The sequence below is a fragment of the Enterococcus sp. CR-Ec1 genome (assembly GCF_002850555.1).
Taxonomy (GTDB): Bacteria; Bacillota; Bacilli; order Lactobacillales; family Enterococcaceae; genus Enterococcus_D; species Enterococcus_D entomosocium.
In genome coordinates this window covers 2,323,465-2,337,962 of sequence record NZ_CP025223.1, presented here as the reverse complement: position 1 = coordinate 2,337,962, position 14,498 = coordinate 2,323,465, and the positions used below count along the sequence as shown (strand labels likewise).

Sequence of the window (14,498 nt, the reverse complement as noted above, 5' to 3'; positions counted from 1 at the left end):
GGAAGTGGCACATTTGGTTTATTTAGGAATTGATATCGGTGGGACGCACATCAAAACGGGATGGGTCGAACACGACGAGGTCAGTAAACGACGCACCATTTTAACCCCTGTAGCTTTTGAACCCTTTAAAGAAGCTATCAAAGGGCTATTGCAAAGCTATGCCCGTCAAGTTTCTTTCACGAAAGTGGCTATCGCAGTCCCTGGTTCAGTTAATGAAACAGGGACGGTCTTCTTTGGTGGTGCCTTGCCATACCTTGATGGGGTAAATTTGCCAGAATTGATCTGCCAGTTAAGCGATGGCATGGTGACAGAGGTTACTGTCGAAAACGACGCAAAAGCCGCCGCGCTAGGGGAAATGAAAGCCGGCAATCTGCAAGGGATCCAAAATGGTGCGGCGATCATTTTAGGAACCGGTGTGGGAGTTGGTCTTTGTCTCAATGGAAAACTCTATCGTGGGCATCATGGACAAGCTGGTGAAGTCAGTTTTATGATTCGTGACCGACAAATGAGAGGCGCGGACTCTTTTGTGGGGATCGGTCTTTCGGCTGTCGGATTAATTGAGCGTTTGGCTGCTAGTATGGCTATCGCGCCTGATGGTCCTTTGGTCTTTGATACCCTTACGAAAACTGCTGATTCTGAGGCAGAGGCTTTATTTTTAGCTTATACCAAAGAAATCGCTGTCTTGTGTTTTGATCTTCAGTGTCTTTTAGCTCTGGAGAAAATCGTTATCGGTGGCGGGATAAGTCGTCAGCCATGCTTGATCGAAGCCATATCTAGCAGCTATCAAGCTATTTTTAAAACCGCACCAATCATTGAGAAAACGCTGCAGCCAGTTGCGATCCAAGCCGCTTATTTTCAAGCGGACGCCAACTTGATCGGCGCAGCCAAGGAGGAACCGTGGGATGAGTAAATTTCCGGAAGCATTTTTGTGGGGAGCATCCACTAGTGCTTATCAAGTAGAGGGCGCATGGGCAGAAGACGGCAAAGGTCCCTCAGTGCAAGATATCAAAGAGATTCCGCAAGGGACCACTGATTTTAAAGTAGCATCAGATCACTATCATCGATATGAAGAAGATGTGAAATTGTTTAAAGAATTAGGGTTAAAAGCCTATCGTTTTTCCATATCATGGAGTCGAGTCATGCCCGATGGTTAGGTCAACCCAGCAGGATTGGTGTTTTATCAAAAACTGATCGATCTGCTACTAGAAAACGAGATTCAACCGATCGTCACCGTTTTCCATTTTGACCTGCCCGTTGCGATCGCGAAGCAAGGTGGGTGGGAAAACCGAGAGACGATCCAAGCATTTGCTGATTACTGCCAAGTACTGTTCGAAAATTTTGGTCATCAAGTCCCGCTATGGCAAACCATCAACGAGCAAAATGTGATGGCACTTGCTGGTTCGGTCATTGGTACGAGTCAAAAATCCATGAAAGAAAAATTTCAAGAAAATCACCATATGCTAGTGGCCCAAGCATTGGTGACCCAACAGTTTCATGCCGGTAATTTTAGCGGCATGATTGGCCCAGCACCGAATATCGCCAGTGTCTATCCAGCTTCTGAAAAACCAGCCGATCAGCTGGCAGCTCTTTCTATGAGTGCGCTGAGAAATTGGTTATTCCTAGATGCGGCTGTTTTCGGCACATACAACCATAGCGCATGGCATTTGTTAGAGACGATTGGTGCAGCACCGACAGTCACTGAAGCAGATCGAAAGATTTTGGCAGCTGGAACATGTGATTACATCGCATTGAATTATTATAATACGATGACCGTCAGCAGCTATTTTCAAAAAGAGACAAAACTCGATCAACAGTCTGGTTTCGGGATTCCTGGCTTTTTCCAAGTAGTAGAAAACACCCATTTGCCAATGACTGAATTCGGTTGGCCTATTGATCCAGAAGGCTTTCGCTTTACGTTGAACGAAATCTATTCCCGTTATCGTCTGCCTCTTTTGATCACGGAAAACGGCATCGGTGCCAAGGATGTTTTGACAACTGATGGTAAAATCCACGATGATTATCGCATCGACTACTTGCAGCAGCACATAAAACAGATGGCATTGGCGATCGAAGACGGTGTCGATGTGATCGGCTATTGCCCGTGGAGTGCCATTGATCTCGTCAGTACTCACGAAGGCATCGCTAAACGGTACGGGTTTATCTATGTCAATCGTACGGACGATCAGCTGTTGGACTTGGCGCGATACAAGAAAGATAGTTTTTATTGGTATCAAAACGTTATCGATAAAAACGGGTTAGGAGAGTAAGCGATGTTTTTTCAGGAATATCTATTTGATCCAGAAGCGCAAGCCGGTTTGACAGTGTACCTGCATGAGGAAAAAGCCGAGTATGAACGGGTGGGCGATCGTCCGTTTGTCTTGGTGATTCCCGGTGGCGGCTACTCCTTTTGCAGTGAGCGGGAAGCTGAGCCGATTGCCTTAAATTTTGCTGCCCAAGGCTTTCACGCCGGGGTCTTACGCTATCATGTAGGGACACATCGCAGTTTCAGCCATTCCTTAGCAGATGCAGAAAAAGCGATTACTAAAATCCGAGAACTTGCAAGTGAATGGGGAATCGATGCCGAAAAAATCGCTGTGATCGGCTTTTCTGCCGGCGGCCATTTGGCAGCGGCATTATCAACACTCTCCTCAATGAAACCGAGCTTATGTATTTTAGGCTACCCAGCGATATTGTCTTCATTTGCTACTGTGATGAAGATCGATGCCCCTTCATTAGAGGAATGTGTCACAAAAGATACGCCGCCCACCTTTTTGTTTTCAACCTTTGAAGACAATGTCGTTCCTATCGAAAATTCATTGGCGTATCTGCAGGCCCTAGAAGATCACGAGGTTCCCTTTGAAAGTCATATTTTCCAAAAAGGACGTCACGGTCTTTCTTTGGCGACCGAACGCTTCGGTAATCGTAAAGAAATGGTTGATCCACGTTTTGCCCGTTGGTTTGATGAATGCGTCGAATGGCTAGAGTTGAACTGGGCAGATAAAGTTGCCCAGCCAGCTTTGTTTCCTGATTTAGGGCAGTGGCCAATTCGGGCATTACTCGAGTCAGGTGAAAACAAACGCTTGCTGTTGCAGGCTTTTCCATCATGGGCAGACAAAAGCCGCTTAAAAATCGTAAAAAACATCAGCTTGCAGCAACTACTAACGATCATGCCAGAAGCTTTTGAGAATGTTTCTTATCAAGCGCTTGTTTTGCAGCTGATTGATCCTAGAAAGGAAGAGTAAAAATGAAAGCAATCCTGGTCCATGAAAGCTATAAGGCTTCAACAGAATTGATCACCCAAGAGCCACAAGCGATTGAACAGTTATCAGCTGTTCGTAACAGTACTGCTGCTTGTCAGTTGCTGCTGCACGATGGCAACCGCAATCATTATATTATTGGCGACGAGTTTTCGATCCCCGATGAAATCGAGATTCCCATGATACGCGTTGAGATTTTTAGCGAATTGCCGGTCAAAGCGCAATTCGTCGACTATTATGTCGGTCAGCAGGAATTGGCGTACGCCGATAAATTACTTGAACGAACTGCCAAAACCTATCCTGGCGATCGCTTTGCGCCTCTTTATTTGGAGTGGCAGATCGATGAGACGATCAAATCGCAAGTTTATCCCGTGAAAATCAAGGTCTATCGGGCACACTTGACTAGCCAAGAGGAGTGCTTGTTAGAAAAGAACCTAACGATTGAAGTGGGCACTTTTACTTTTCCAAAAGAATATTTAGAAACGTTCCACTTAAATATGTGGCAGCAGCCCAGCAATTTGGCTCGCACCTTTGACGTTCCGTTATGGAGCGATGCCCACTTTGACTTGATCAAGGAAATGGCTGAGAGTCTCGCTGCGATCGGACAAAAAGCGATCACAGTGATCGCCGGAGAGATCCCTTGGAAGGGCCGGTTCAATTACATCGTCAAAGATTATCCCGCCAATTTATATGAGTATTCGATGGTAAAGGTCAAAAAGACGCCAGACGGAGAACTTTCCTGCGATTTTTCTGTGCTGACACGTTACCTTGATTGTTTTTTTGCTGCGGGCATCAAAGATGAAATTGATGTGTTTGGTTTATTAGGGGTCTGGGAACCGCCATTTTTTCCGTTAGTCAACTTGGACCATCCAGAAAAATTGGTGATTCGCTTTTATGATGAGGGGAAAGGCGCCTTTGGCTTTATTAATCAAAAAGCTGAGTTGCAGGAGTATCTACGCCAAGTATTTGATTATTTTAAAGGAAAGAATCTGTGGGAGAAGGTTCGCATCGTTTCTGACGAACCGAAGAAACATCAAATCGACAGTTTCCGAGCCTCGTTAGCTGTTTTAAAAGAAATTGATCCGTCGATCCAGATCAAAGCTGCTTTTGATAAAGAAGACGTGTTATTTGAGCTGCTGCCAGTGATCGATCATCCTGTGACTTCCTATTACTGTACTTGCAACCATTACGAAACACTAGCACAAAGCCATCCGGGCAAGATGCAGTACTATGTCTGCAATTATCCGGACAAACCAAATACCTTTTTGCATAGTCCCCTGTTAGAGACGCGAATGCAAGGAATCTTATCGTATCAGTTCAAAACAGACGGCTTTCTGCGTTGGGCCTACAATTGCTGGCCAGAACATGCTCGGTCCGATATTCGGTACAATACGAGCTCACTACCGATCGGTGATCTTTGTTTCGTCTATCCTGGCAATCACGGACATTTATTGTTGTCCCTAAGGTATAAACAACTACAGCGGGGGATTGAAGATTTCTATCTCTTGAAGACCGCTCAAGCTGCACAACCGCAGCAAACCGACGCCGTAGTAGCAGATTTTCTTAAAGTTACAGACACGAAACACTGGATGATCGACAGCCATCACAGTCATCCCGATGTTTTTCTACAGACCGCGGAGGAGATGGAGGCCTTTCATCGGGCCCTCCTCGAACTGCTAGAAAAGTAGCAAAATCAAACACTGCACCCAGAAATTTCACTACGATTTTCCAGAAGAATAGTGAGATACCTGTGGGCGTTTTCACTACTGATTCACGCAGCTTTTTCGTTTTACTAGGCATCTGTTTTCTTACAGATGCTTTTTTTCTGGTGAGCGTTTCGTTTTTCATTCCCTCCATCTTCCTTTACACTTTTAAGTAAGGTCATAACAAACTATGACAAATAGAAGTAGAAATAATCAAGGAGGAAACGAGCATGTCAGAAAAAATCAACAATCCGTTAACGAAGTACTATGATGGCAAATTTGAAAAACAGGTGCAAGAAGCACCGGCAATTCAAGGAAAGATGCAGCCAGTACCTGATTGCGGGGAAGAAAGCTACGCAGGTTCAGGCAAATTAGCTGGACGCAAAGCATTAGTGACCGGTGGTGATTCTGGTATTGGTCGAGCAGCAGCGATTGCTTTTGCCAAAGAAGGCGCCGATGTTGCAATCAACTATCTTCCTTTTGAAGAAGAAGACGCGCAAGAAGTCAAAGCAGTCATTGAAAAAGCTGGACGCAAAGCAGTTTTGATCCCAGGAGACTTGAAAGATGAAACTTTCGCTCGTCAATTGGTTCATGAAGCAGCCAAAGAATTAGGCGGGTTAGATACGTTGGTTCTAAATGCTGGGATGCAACAAGCGGTGAAGGACATCAAAGAGTTGACTACACAACAAATTCAAGATACCTTTACAACGAATATCATCTCGATGTATTGGACAGTCCAAGAAGCGTTGGATTATCTGCCAGCTGGTGGGAGCATCATCACGACCACTTCGATCCAAAGTGCGGAGCCTAGTGCCCATCTTTTAGACTATGCAGCCACGAAAGGTGCTATTACTTCCTTTAGTAAAGGGCTAGCTGCTCAATTAAGTGAAAAAGGCATTCGGGTCAATACGGTGGCTCCTGGTCCAATCTGGACACCACTTCAAATTTCGGGTGGACAGCCACAATCTGCGATCCCAGAATTTGGTCAAAAAGAACTGATGAAACGTGCTGGACAACCAGTCGAATTAGCACCAGTCTATGTTTTCTTAGCCTCTGATGAAGCAAGTTATGTAACTGGTCAAGTTTACAGTGTAACTGGCGGTAGCTTCTTCGCTTAAAATTCCTAGGACTAAAATAGTAGAAAAAAGCTCGAGCAAAGAGGCTCGGGCTTTTTTGCGGATGAAAATGGAATCGGCAACTTATTTTCCTTGTTCGGCAAACATCTTGGTCATCATCAGTTGATTGATCTTTGCAAAAACGGCTGCCCACTCTTGCTCGGCTTGCAGGTTAGACAGTAAGACTAATTTTTCGGAAAACATCACTTCTTCATAATTATCCGTGATCAATAAATCTGCGGCTTCCATTTGTTTGACGAAAGTCACAGAAGCTTTAGAATAAATCGAACGAATCCTCGTCTCAATCATTTGCTTTGTGCGGTATTGAATCGTCGTTTGAATATAGATCGACACGGTCGGGGGCGTATTCATCTGTGTTTCCAAATACAAGAGATGAGCCAGATAAGGCAACTGTGTCTGTTCAAAATACTCTTTATCCAAGTCAGCAAATGGATACTTTTCAACATGGGTCAGTAAAAGTGTGCAGATTGCTTCATAGGTTCTGTCTTTAGAAGGAGCATTTTCAATCAACAGTTGGTGTTCTAGCTGCCACACTTCCAGAAGATCGATGCCGATAATGATCGATAGATTGAAGACCAGTAGACAGCTGCTTAATAATTTTTCGAATTCGGCGGCTTCCTGACTTGGAGCAAAGGTATCGTGCCAATCTTTGATCATTGCAGTGAAAAAGCGCACAAGATCAGTATCAGAATGTTTGATCTCTTGGATGATCATTTGATTCTTTTCTTGGGGAACAACCCCTGGCAAAAAGACATGCAAAAAGAAATTCAAGTAAAGATACTCTGACTGAAGCATCTTTTCTGAGGCATAATCGGCACTCAAAAAAAGTGATTCGAGAATTTCTTCTGGTAAAAAACAATAGAAATTCATCAATCCCATGTATTTTTCAGGAATCGGCGGCAAATATTTTTTCTGGATCGTTCGGCTGACCACTGCTTGCCAAAATGCAGCGAGTTTATTTTTCGTCAACGGATCAAAGTGAGAAACAGCAAAGAATGCCGTAAATTCTTCGACATTTTTATGGGAAACACTCGGCAAAAGCCACAAATCAGCAGGCGCACTTTGGGTCAAGAAACTGTAGGTGAAAATACGGATATCAAGCTCTTTTCCAGCAAGAACGATTCGATTATTCAGGTCTGTTCGAATTCGGATTTGAAATTTTTCCAATAGTTGGTTGATTTTCTTGATCAACCGATACATATGCGATTGGCTGACATGCAAATCCAAACATAATTGAGTCAAGGTCATTTGCGGGCGCCCAATCAAGTAATGAATCAGGTTATATTGTGTGGAGTTGAGCAAGTAATGATACATCAATTGTGCATAGAAAGGTTCATCATCCTCTGTTCGATCAAGAAAATACTGATTGTAATGATTTTTTGATAGAAGCAGGTGAGGTGAGAGCAGTTGCAAATCTTCATTTAAAAAATAGATATATTTTTGCAGGCTTTTTTGCGGGATATTCAAAACTTCTGACAGTTGGACCAATGTCACTCCGTTGGAATTGCAGACAACTTTGAAAATCTCTAATTTCTTTTCTTCTGCGGGAGAAATGAATTCTCGATACATAAGGGATTCTCCTTTTTGGCGTTTTTTTTACGCTAAATCTGTGAACCGTATGATAACCATGATGGATTATACTTATGATAGATGAGAATAGAATGAAAAAACACCAATTAAATTATTATTTTTTAAGGCTGTTTTTTCGATGACCCTCGGTTTCTCATTAAAAAAGTGAAGGAAGAGATGAAAATGAACAAAAAGGTACGAATGTTAGGTTTGGTCGGAATGGGTTTAGGAATGGCGCCCACTGCGGCAGCTGCAGCAGAAGCGAATCCAACGGCTTCAATGACGAGTCAAGCAACACTAACGATCGAACAAGGAATCTTGTCACTGGATCAGGTGACCAATTTTAACTTCGGTACAAGCAGTATCCAAGATATCGCTACCGATGAACAAGTGATTCAAACAACGTCGGATGAAGTGACATCGATCACGGATTACCGTGGACCAAATCAAGCTGGCTGGCAGTTGACTGCGCAATTATCGAAAATGACGAATGCCAGCGATAACGAGCTAGCAAATGCCAAAGTCACTTTAAATGGTTCAACGGCTTCGGGCGATGCAACGCTAGTATCGGGCACCGAATTGATGGTAGGAGCAACAGAACCTACATTGATCGCTTCTGCTAATGGGACGACCGGCTTAGCAACCAATGACTTTAACTTTTCCAATGCTTCATTAACCGTACCAAAACAAAATGTGAACAGCGGCACTTATAGTGGAACGATCACTTGGACATTATCAAACACCTATCAAGCAGAATAGCAAGGAAAGGGCGACAATGAAAAAACAAATCAAGTGCTTCGTACTCATTAGTTTCTTTATCAGTTTGTGTTGCTTTACGAAAGTCACCGGTCATGCACAGACCACACGGTTCACTGTAACCCCAGAACTTCCCCAAAATCAAGTCAGTGACGTCAGTTATTTCGACTTACTGGTAAATCATGAGACCGAACAGAATTTGACCGTTGCCCTTCATAATACAAGTTCAGAGCCGTTGACCATTAAAGCAGCAGCACTAAATAGTTATACGGCCTCTACTGGGATCATCGCGTACCAAGCAGAACAGACCGCCGAAGAGAACCAAGGAATCTCGTTTAGTCAATTGATTGAAAATCCGAGACAGACGATCCAGCTTGACCCTGGAGAAAGTCGTCAGGTCCATTTTACCCTTTCAATGAAGGCAAAAGAATTTGCAGGAGAAATACTTGGTGTGTTTGACTTTGAAGAAGAACCGGCGGAAACAACTGAAAGTCAGCAAACAAATCTGCAAGCCAACTATAAAATTCAACAAGGGATCCGCTTGCGTCAGAATGTAGCAACCATGCCTGACCCCCAGTTGTCTTTGGTCAATTCTGAGGCGGTGGAAAGATATGGTTCTACAGCTCTCAAAAGTAGGATCCGCAATGATCAGCCCACAGCCTTTGGCAACATCACTGTCAGAACAGTGATACGTGAGCAAGATAGCGGCAACAAGGTCGGTGGGTTTTCTGCAGAGAATTTTCAAATAGCTCCGAATTCGGTTTTGGAGCTGTTTAGTGCCTTTGATCAGAACATTCTCGAACCGGGGACCTATCTATTACGGATTGAGTTGAATGCGCCTAAAGGAACATGGGTGTTTGAGGATTCGGTGGTGGTTGATCGCAAGCAAGCCAACCTTATCAACCGTCAGACAACGTTAGGTGCAGCGTATCTTCAAAAACAGTACTGGCTCTATGCAGGAGGGCTACTTCTCTTCCTGTTTGTCCTACTTCTCTTGTTCATTTTATATAGGAGACGTAAAAAAGCAGAAGCAGATGTTAGGCTGTCAGTGCAAGAAGAATCAGAATGAAGAAAGCGGAGGACAGTGATGAAAAAGTTTGGCATTATCCGATGGGGCTATGTGTTCTTTTTTAACATTTTGCTGCTATGTGGGAAACAAGAAATCGTCCATGCTGCGGTATCTGCGCCAGATTTTCCTACGTTAGCGATTGACGATTCTCTGATCACTCCTGTGGGACAAGCGGGGTCGCCACAAGGGGAACCGGGCGTTAATTATGTTCAGATTAATGATGGAGCTACTACCAACTCCAGTGGTGGTGTCTGGTTCAATAAGCCGGTTTCTTTTACTCGCTCTTTTCGGTTAGAAATGGCATTTTGTATCGATAATACAGCAACGGACAGCGATGGGCTCGCTTTTGTGATGCAAAGCAATGGCTTAAATGCGCTGGCAGAACAAGCAGGACCGACGATTGGCGTCTGGTCAAATACAGGAGGAACGACTCCTTTAAATACGGGGGCAATCCCGCAAAGTTTTGCGATTGAATTCGATACGTTCTATAATAATTCCGGTTTGACTGGGGACGGTATGATGGATCGCGATGTTCCTTCCAGCCATCATATCGCATGGAATTTTCCCGGCTCAAATGACGCATATACCACCGATGGCTGGCTGATTATCGACAAAGTCTTAAATCATCGTGATACGGTATCAGTGAGTGATATTTCCGATGGGGTGTGGCATAGTTTTACAGTAGTTTTTGATCAGCCAACGCAAACGTTGCGTTACACCGTACCAGATTTCGGTGTTGATGTGACGGTACCTGTTGATGACACCTTCAAATCAAATTTGAACCTGACTAATAGTGCACCGGTCTATTTTGGTTTTACTGGTGCAAACGGGGGCTATGTTCAAGAAAAAGCAGTGGCGTTTGTCGATGTTGAAGGATTAGTAGAACTTGAGATGCGAACCGGTGTTTTTGAAAAAGACCCAGTCAAACTATTGTTGGATACTGGTACGACACTTTCCCAGCCAGCCACTGTCGACAATAGCAAAACCATTACTTATGCGACCTATCTCTCCTATAAAAGCACCAGTGATCTAGCTGACTTGGAATCGGGAATCTTGCTCTCATCGCTTTTTCCAGAAGGACTACCATTAGTTCCCGAGGCGGTTTATTTTGGAAAAGCCAGTGAAATCATGGTTAATGGCATGCCGGAAGGCGGAACTGCCTTACCTTTTGTCATTGAAAATGGGCAATTGGTTGCGACACTGCCTGACATGGTCAAAGGGAATGAATACATCGTTCACTTTTCCGTCAATTACACAGAAGCGCCGCTCAATCAGAATTTAGATATAGCCATCCCTGTCCAAACTGTTTTTAATGGAAATGCTTTTGTTTCCAGTATGACGTCAGGTGATCCAGAAATTCATTATTATCAAATGACTGGAATCTTTCCACCAACGCTTACAACAGGTTCGGCGTCATTGGCAGAATCAAAAGCAGACCTGCAGATCGTGCGGCAAAAGCGCAATTCCTATATACCGATCACGATTGATGACCAAAACTCGACCCAAGCCAAAATATATGTCACGGAGTTCTTTACGGAGGATGTGACAATCACCGAAACCGATTTCTCTGAAGCAGCGTTGGTTGAACGGGGAACATTGTCGGAGCCGCTAACGGATACATTGGTGTTAGACACCGAAGAACTAGAACCAGGCACAACCTATTATCTGGCTTCCTATGTGATCGATACAGAAGGCAATCGATCGGCGACACGTTATTATGGGATTGACTTTCGTGGGATTGTAGAATTTCAGCGTGCGCCTGCTTCAATCACAGCGACAGTGACCTTGAATGAACTGGTACGATCCATCAGAGACGATGGCTTTGCTTATATAGCGATTGCTTTTGATCAAGAAGCCCTTTTGTCTATCAGCAATACTAGCGAAGGAACCTGGCAGTTAAGTGGACAGATAAAGGATTTTATGCAAGAGCAGCAACTATTGGCAGAGGAAATTCAGTTGGTAATCTATGATCCGGTGACCAATCAGCTGGTGGCTTCTGTCACTTCTGAAGAGCAAGTGATTTTCCAGCAGGAGCCAACAGGAGCAACGGACTTAACCTTGGATCTTCAGGAATATGATTGCTACTTTCGCTTTGTCCCCAAGTTAGATTTGATTTTACCAGGTACCTATACAGGCACAGTCGACTGGCTGTTGGAGAGTACAATCATTAATGAATAGCAAAAAAAAACGCCTAGAAGGCGTTTTTTTCGTCTAAAAGTTTAAGTCGGTCCCTTTAACTTTGGCGACTTTTCGCAATTTTTAAAACTAATGATAGGCCTGCTAAAGCAAAACTGCCGTATTTAACGAATTTTTCCAAGGATTCTAAGGTTTGCTGTTTTTTGTGTTTGCAGTCTGGACAGCTTTTTTCATGGGCATTCATTTTTTTTCCACATTTACAATGACTCTTCATCTGTGATCCACTCCTCGTTTCGTTTTATTTTGATGACTTTCTATAATTTAATTATACATGTTGTATAAGGTTCTGTCTGAAATTATGCTGTGTAAGACGTTTGTTAAAATGAGAAAAAACCTACGTTTATTGGGGGAGGCGTAGAAGTGTGTAATTGCGAGGATATTGGCAGTTACAGAGCCCGATGGGTAGGAATCGCTATAGATAAAAAAGGAAGGAAATCTGACAATTTTCTCATTTTCGATAGGTGCTGAATCGCTTTGCTTATCAGTTTAGCAAAATTTTGCTATTGTGGAGTAAGATTAGGGGACAAGAAAAGACGCTTCTCTTTTTTTTCTATATTCTATCCTTAATCTGAGAACGAAAATCACCGATAGTATGCTATATATAAGAACAAGGAGCCATCCTTGACAATGTCGAATATGGCATTTGAATGAAAGGATTGATGAAATAAGTGATTTCTTCAATAATTTATACCGATACAAAGGCTTATTTAGATAAAGTGCTAGACCAAGCACTGTTGGATCTACTAAAATCTGATTATCCTAAAGTATATGAACACGTGCAAAACTTGATTGTTGCTATGGAACAAACGATCCAACAAATTGACAGCACAAATTTTTGGCGGTTGATGCCGGAAATTTTAGGCTATGATTCTCGTTTTTTTTTGTTGAACTCGCTGCAATTGTCAGAAGACAAACTGTTGACGGAAATCGAGATTATTCAGATGATCGAACGTGATTTTCCGAATTTGAATAAAGAATTTTGTGGCTATTCCTTAAAAGAACAAGAGCATGAGAGTTTGATCTTCAGTGTTCAATAAACACTTCTCGTAGGAATATCAAGTAGAGTAAGAAAACGACTAGCTGATCTAGTCGTTTTTTTTTATCAAGAAAAAGAATAATTAAACATGTTATTTATCATTAAAATAAAAATTATTTTGAAATCATGAATAAAATAGATTATTATTGGTATATAATCCTTTTAGTGAAAGAAAAAACAATCGAAAAAAGGAAGAGGAAAGCCAGCTGACTGAAATAGCTGCGATTGTTTTAATTTAGAAAATAAGAACCAGCCTCATCGGCATGGAAAGGAGCAATTATGGATTACTTGAGTTTTTCAAAAAAAGAGTGGGAAGTCTTAGTTTGTTTTTGGGCTGTGGATGAACCTCTGTGCTGTACAGAATTTAGTGAACGTTTCGGCTTAAACCGTAACACATCACTGTCCGTGATTCGCAAGTTAGTAAACAAAGGAGTTCTGGAGATTGCAAGTATCAAAATGAGCGGATCAGTCTTGGCTCGTCGCTTTCAGCCAGCTGTAAGTGAATTGGAGATATTACAGACAGGCCTAACCGATGACCAGATTTTTGAATTAGTGAAAATCGCCATCAGAAAAATCGAAGATCCTGAACAATTAACCCAGTTGCTAAATGTGATTGGTGAATTGAAAACTAAAGCTTCTTAAAGAATACTCGTTTGCATGATAAAAAAATGATCCGCTGTGAAAACAGCGGATCATTTTTCTTGTTCTTGAAATCTTTGTACCATTTTTGTCGTCAATTGATGGAGCACGGACAGTTCTTCCGGTTCAAGAGGCAAGAATTCGGTCACTTTGTAGGGGATCTCTAACGCTTGTTCATGAAGCGCTTTGCCTGAGTCAGTCAATGTGACCCTCAAAGAACGTTCATCGTCTTGATTTCGATTTCTTACTAGGTAGCCTTTTGCTTCAAGCTTTTTTAAAACCGGTGTCAGTGTGCCAGAATCGAGACATAATTGCTTCCCCAATGCTTTGACACTGATCGCTTCATCTTCCCATAACACTAACATCACTAAATATTGGGTATAGGTCAAATTCAACGGGTCCAGTAAGTCTTTGTACTGTTTGATAATTTCTTTTGAAGCGGCGTATAGAGGAAAACACAATTGGTTTTCTAACGCTAAGACATTCATGTTTTCACCCCTTTTTCTAATATCCGCCTCTTATCATAGCTGTTTTTTCAACGAAAGTCTACTCGCTAACGGCTTTGACAGTCACTTCAATGTTGCCAGCTGTGGCTTTTGAATAAGGACATACGGTATGAGCGATCTCAAGCAATTCTTGTGTTTCTTCTGTTGACAATCCTTCGATTTGACCTTCGATCTCAACACCCAAGACAAAACTGGATTCGCTTTCTGCGTATAAGGTCACTTGTGCGCTCACCGTAGAAGCACCATCGATTCCTTTGCTGCTTTTCACCAATTCAAGGGCACTGTTGAAGCAAGCACTAAAACCAGCCGCAAAAAGTTGTTCTGGATTGGTAGCATTTTCGACACGTTTGCCAGGTGCAGTGATGTTTAGCTCAAATGAATGATCGGGACTGTGTACTTCTCCTGAACGGCCACCAGTGTTGATCATTTTAGTCGAATACATTTTTTTCATCATTTCTTCACTCCTGATTTTTATATTTTGTACAATTAAATTGTATACAATTTAAATGAAAAATGCAAGGAATTGGTTTTCGTTCTATGTTTTTTTTCTAAAAAAAAGCGGAATCAGCATAAGTTTACTGTTCTCTTGGGTGAAACGTGCTATCATAGTTAGTAACACTTGTAATAGATT

The 14,498-nt window shown here is 42.6% G+C and carries 13 protein-coding genes and 1 pseudogene; 10 read left to right on the top strand and 4 right to left on the bottom strand.

All coding sequences use genetic code 11. From position 1 onward, the window contains the following. Positions 1–4 precede the first annotated feature (4 nt). The 5 genes and pseudogenes from CXM95_RS11335 to CXM95_RS11315 all read left to right on the top strand — a co-directional run bounded on the left by CXM95_RS11335 (position 5) and on the right by CXM95_RS11315 (position 6,078). Complete coding sequence (locus CXM95_RS11335; RefSeq protein ID WP_086299328.1) at positions 5–910, top strand: ROK family protein; 906 nt, start codon at positions 5–7, stop codon at positions 908–910. Further along, positions 903–2,267, top strand: a pseudogene (locus CXM95_RS11330) (glycoside hydrolase family 1 protein). The gene CXM95_RS11335 and the pseudogene CXM95_RS11330 overlap by 8 nt, the downstream one beginning before the upstream one ends. Positions 2,268–2,270: 3 nt before the next feature. Further along, positions 2,271–3,242 (top strand): alpha/beta hydrolase, encoded by a 972-nt coding sequence (locus CXM95_RS11325; RefSeq protein WP_061054302.1) that lies wholly within the window; start codon positions 2,271–2,273, stop codon positions 3,240–3,242. A 2-nt stretch (positions 3,243–3,244) separates the two neighbouring features. Continuing rightward, a complete protein-coding gene (locus CXM95_RS11320; protein ID WP_101699175.1) occupies positions 3,245–4,945 on the top strand; it encodes a DUF4091 domain-containing protein in 1,701 nt (566 codons plus the stop codon). A gap of 245 nt (positions 4,946–5,190) precedes the next feature. After that, positions 5,191–6,078 carry an SDR family oxidoreductase gene (locus CXM95_RS11315; RefSeq protein WP_005235175.1) on the top strand — a complete coding sequence of 296 codons (888 nt, stop codon included), beginning with the start codon at positions 5,191–5,193 and terminating at the stop codon, positions 6,076–6,078. Between the two features lie 81 nt (positions 6,079–6,159). Here CXM95_RS11315 and CXM95_RS11310 read toward each other — a convergent pair whose 3' ends face one another. Then, positions 6,160–7,665 (bottom strand): helix-turn-helix domain-containing protein, encoded by a 1,506-nt coding sequence (locus CXM95_RS11310; protein WP_101699174.1) that lies wholly within the window; start codon positions 7,663–7,665, stop codon positions 6,160–6,162. Positions 7,666–7,848: 183 nt separating this feature from the next. Here CXM95_RS11310 and CXM95_RS11305 point away from each other — a divergent pair, with 183 nt between their 5' ends. Genes CXM95_RS11305 through CXM95_RS11295 form a run of 3 tightly spaced genes read left to right on the top strand, consistent with a single transcriptional unit; the run spans position 7,849 to position 11,668 of the window. Then, positions 7,849–8,424: a WxL domain-containing protein gene (locus CXM95_RS11305; protein WP_008378634.1), complete on the top strand. Its 576-nt coding sequence runs from the start codon at positions 7,849–7,851 to the stop codon at positions 8,422–8,424. Between the two features lie 16 nt (positions 8,425–8,440). Further along, positions 8,441–9,490 (top strand): DUF916 and DUF3324 domain-containing protein, encoded by a 1,050-nt coding sequence (locus tag CXM95_RS11300; RefSeq protein ID WP_005235181.1) that lies wholly within the window; start codon positions 8,441–8,443, stop codon positions 9,488–9,490. Between the two features lie 18 nt (positions 9,491–9,508). After that, positions 9,509–11,668: a lectin-like domain-containing protein gene (locus CXM95_RS11295; protein ID WP_101699173.1), complete on the top strand. Its 2,160-nt coding sequence runs from the start codon at positions 9,509–9,511 to the stop codon at positions 11,666–11,668. A gap of 55 nt (positions 11,669–11,723) precedes the next feature. On the opposite strand, the gene CXM95_RS11290 is transcribed toward CXM95_RS11295, so the two are convergent. After that, on the bottom strand, positions 11,724–11,900 hold the full coding sequence (locus CXM95_RS11290; protein ID WP_005235184.1) for a hypothetical protein: 177 nt from the start codon (positions 11,898–11,900) through the stop codon (positions 11,724–11,726). Between the two features lie 454 nt (positions 11,901–12,354). Here CXM95_RS11290 and CXM95_RS11285 point away from each other — a divergent pair, with 454 nt between their 5' ends. Together CXM95_RS11285 and CXM95_RS11280 are read left to right on the top strand one after the other, a co-directional pair. Further along, a complete protein-coding gene (locus tag CXM95_RS11285) occupies positions 12,355–12,723 on the top strand; it encodes a DUF7006 family protein (protein WP_101699172.1) in 369 nt (122 codons plus the stop codon). 278 nt (positions 12,724–13,001) lie between these two features. Next, positions 13,002–13,364, top strand: a complete 363-nt coding sequence (locus CXM95_RS11280; protein WP_008378626.1) for a hypothetical protein — start codon at positions 13,002–13,004, stop codon at positions 13,362–13,364. A gap of 50 nt (positions 13,365–13,414) precedes the next feature. Here CXM95_RS11280 and CXM95_RS11275 read toward each other — a convergent pair whose 3' ends face one another. Together CXM95_RS11275 and CXM95_RS11270 are read right to left on the bottom strand one after the other, a co-directional pair. Next, positions 13,415–13,849, bottom strand: a complete 435-nt coding sequence (locus tag CXM95_RS11275; protein WP_086373082.1) for a MarR family winged helix-turn-helix transcriptional regulator — start codon at positions 13,847–13,849, stop codon at positions 13,415–13,417. A 58-nt stretch (positions 13,850–13,907) separates the two neighbouring features. Further along, positions 13,908–14,318, bottom strand: a complete 411-nt coding sequence (locus CXM95_RS11270; RefSeq protein WP_034872372.1) for an organic hydroperoxide resistance protein — start codon at positions 14,316–14,318, stop codon at positions 13,908–13,910. Positions 14,319–14,498 lie beyond the last annotated feature (180 nt).

Coding starts and splice junctions, on each gene's coding strand:
- CXM95_RS11325 (WP_061054302.1), top strand. CDS start 2,271: ATGTTTTTTCAGGAATATCTATTTGATCCAGAAGCGCAAGCCGGTTTG.
- CXM95_RS11320 (WP_101699175.1), top strand. CDS start 3,245: ATGAAAGCAATCCTGGTCCATGAAAGCTATAAGGCTTCAACAGAATTG.
- CXM95_RS11315 (WP_005235175.1), top strand. CDS start 5,191: ATGTCAGAAAAAATCAACAATCCGTTAACGAAGTACTATGATGGCAAA.
- CXM95_RS11310 (WP_101699174.1), bottom strand. CDS start 7,665: ATGTATCGAGAATTCATTTCTCCCGCAGAAGAAAAGAAATTAGAGATT.
- CXM95_RS11305 (WP_008378634.1), top strand. CDS start 7,849: ATGAACAAAAAGGTACGAATGTTAGGTTTGGTCGGAATGGGTTTAGGA.
- CXM95_RS11300 (WP_005235181.1), top strand. CDS start 8,441: ATGAAAAAACAAATCAAGTGCTTCGTACTCATTAGTTTCTTTATCAGT.
- CXM95_RS11295 (WP_101699173.1), top strand. CDS start 9,509: ATGAAAAAGTTTGGCATTATCCGATGGGGCTATGTGTTCTTTTTTAAC.
- CXM95_RS11290 (WP_005235184.1), bottom strand. CDS start 11,900: ATGAAGAGTCATTGTAAATGTGGAAAAAAAATGAATGCCCATGAAAAA.
- CXM95_RS11280 (WP_008378626.1), top strand. CDS start 13,002: ATGGATTACTTGAGTTTTTCAAAAAAAGAGTGGGAAGTCTTAGTTTGT.
- CXM95_RS11275 (WP_086373082.1), bottom strand. CDS start 13,849: ATGAATGTCTTAGCGTTAGAAAACCAATTGTGTTTTCCTCTATACGCC.
- CXM95_RS11270 (WP_034872372.1), bottom strand. CDS start 14,318: ATGAAAAAAATGTATTCGACTAAAATGATCAACACTGGTGGCCGTTCA.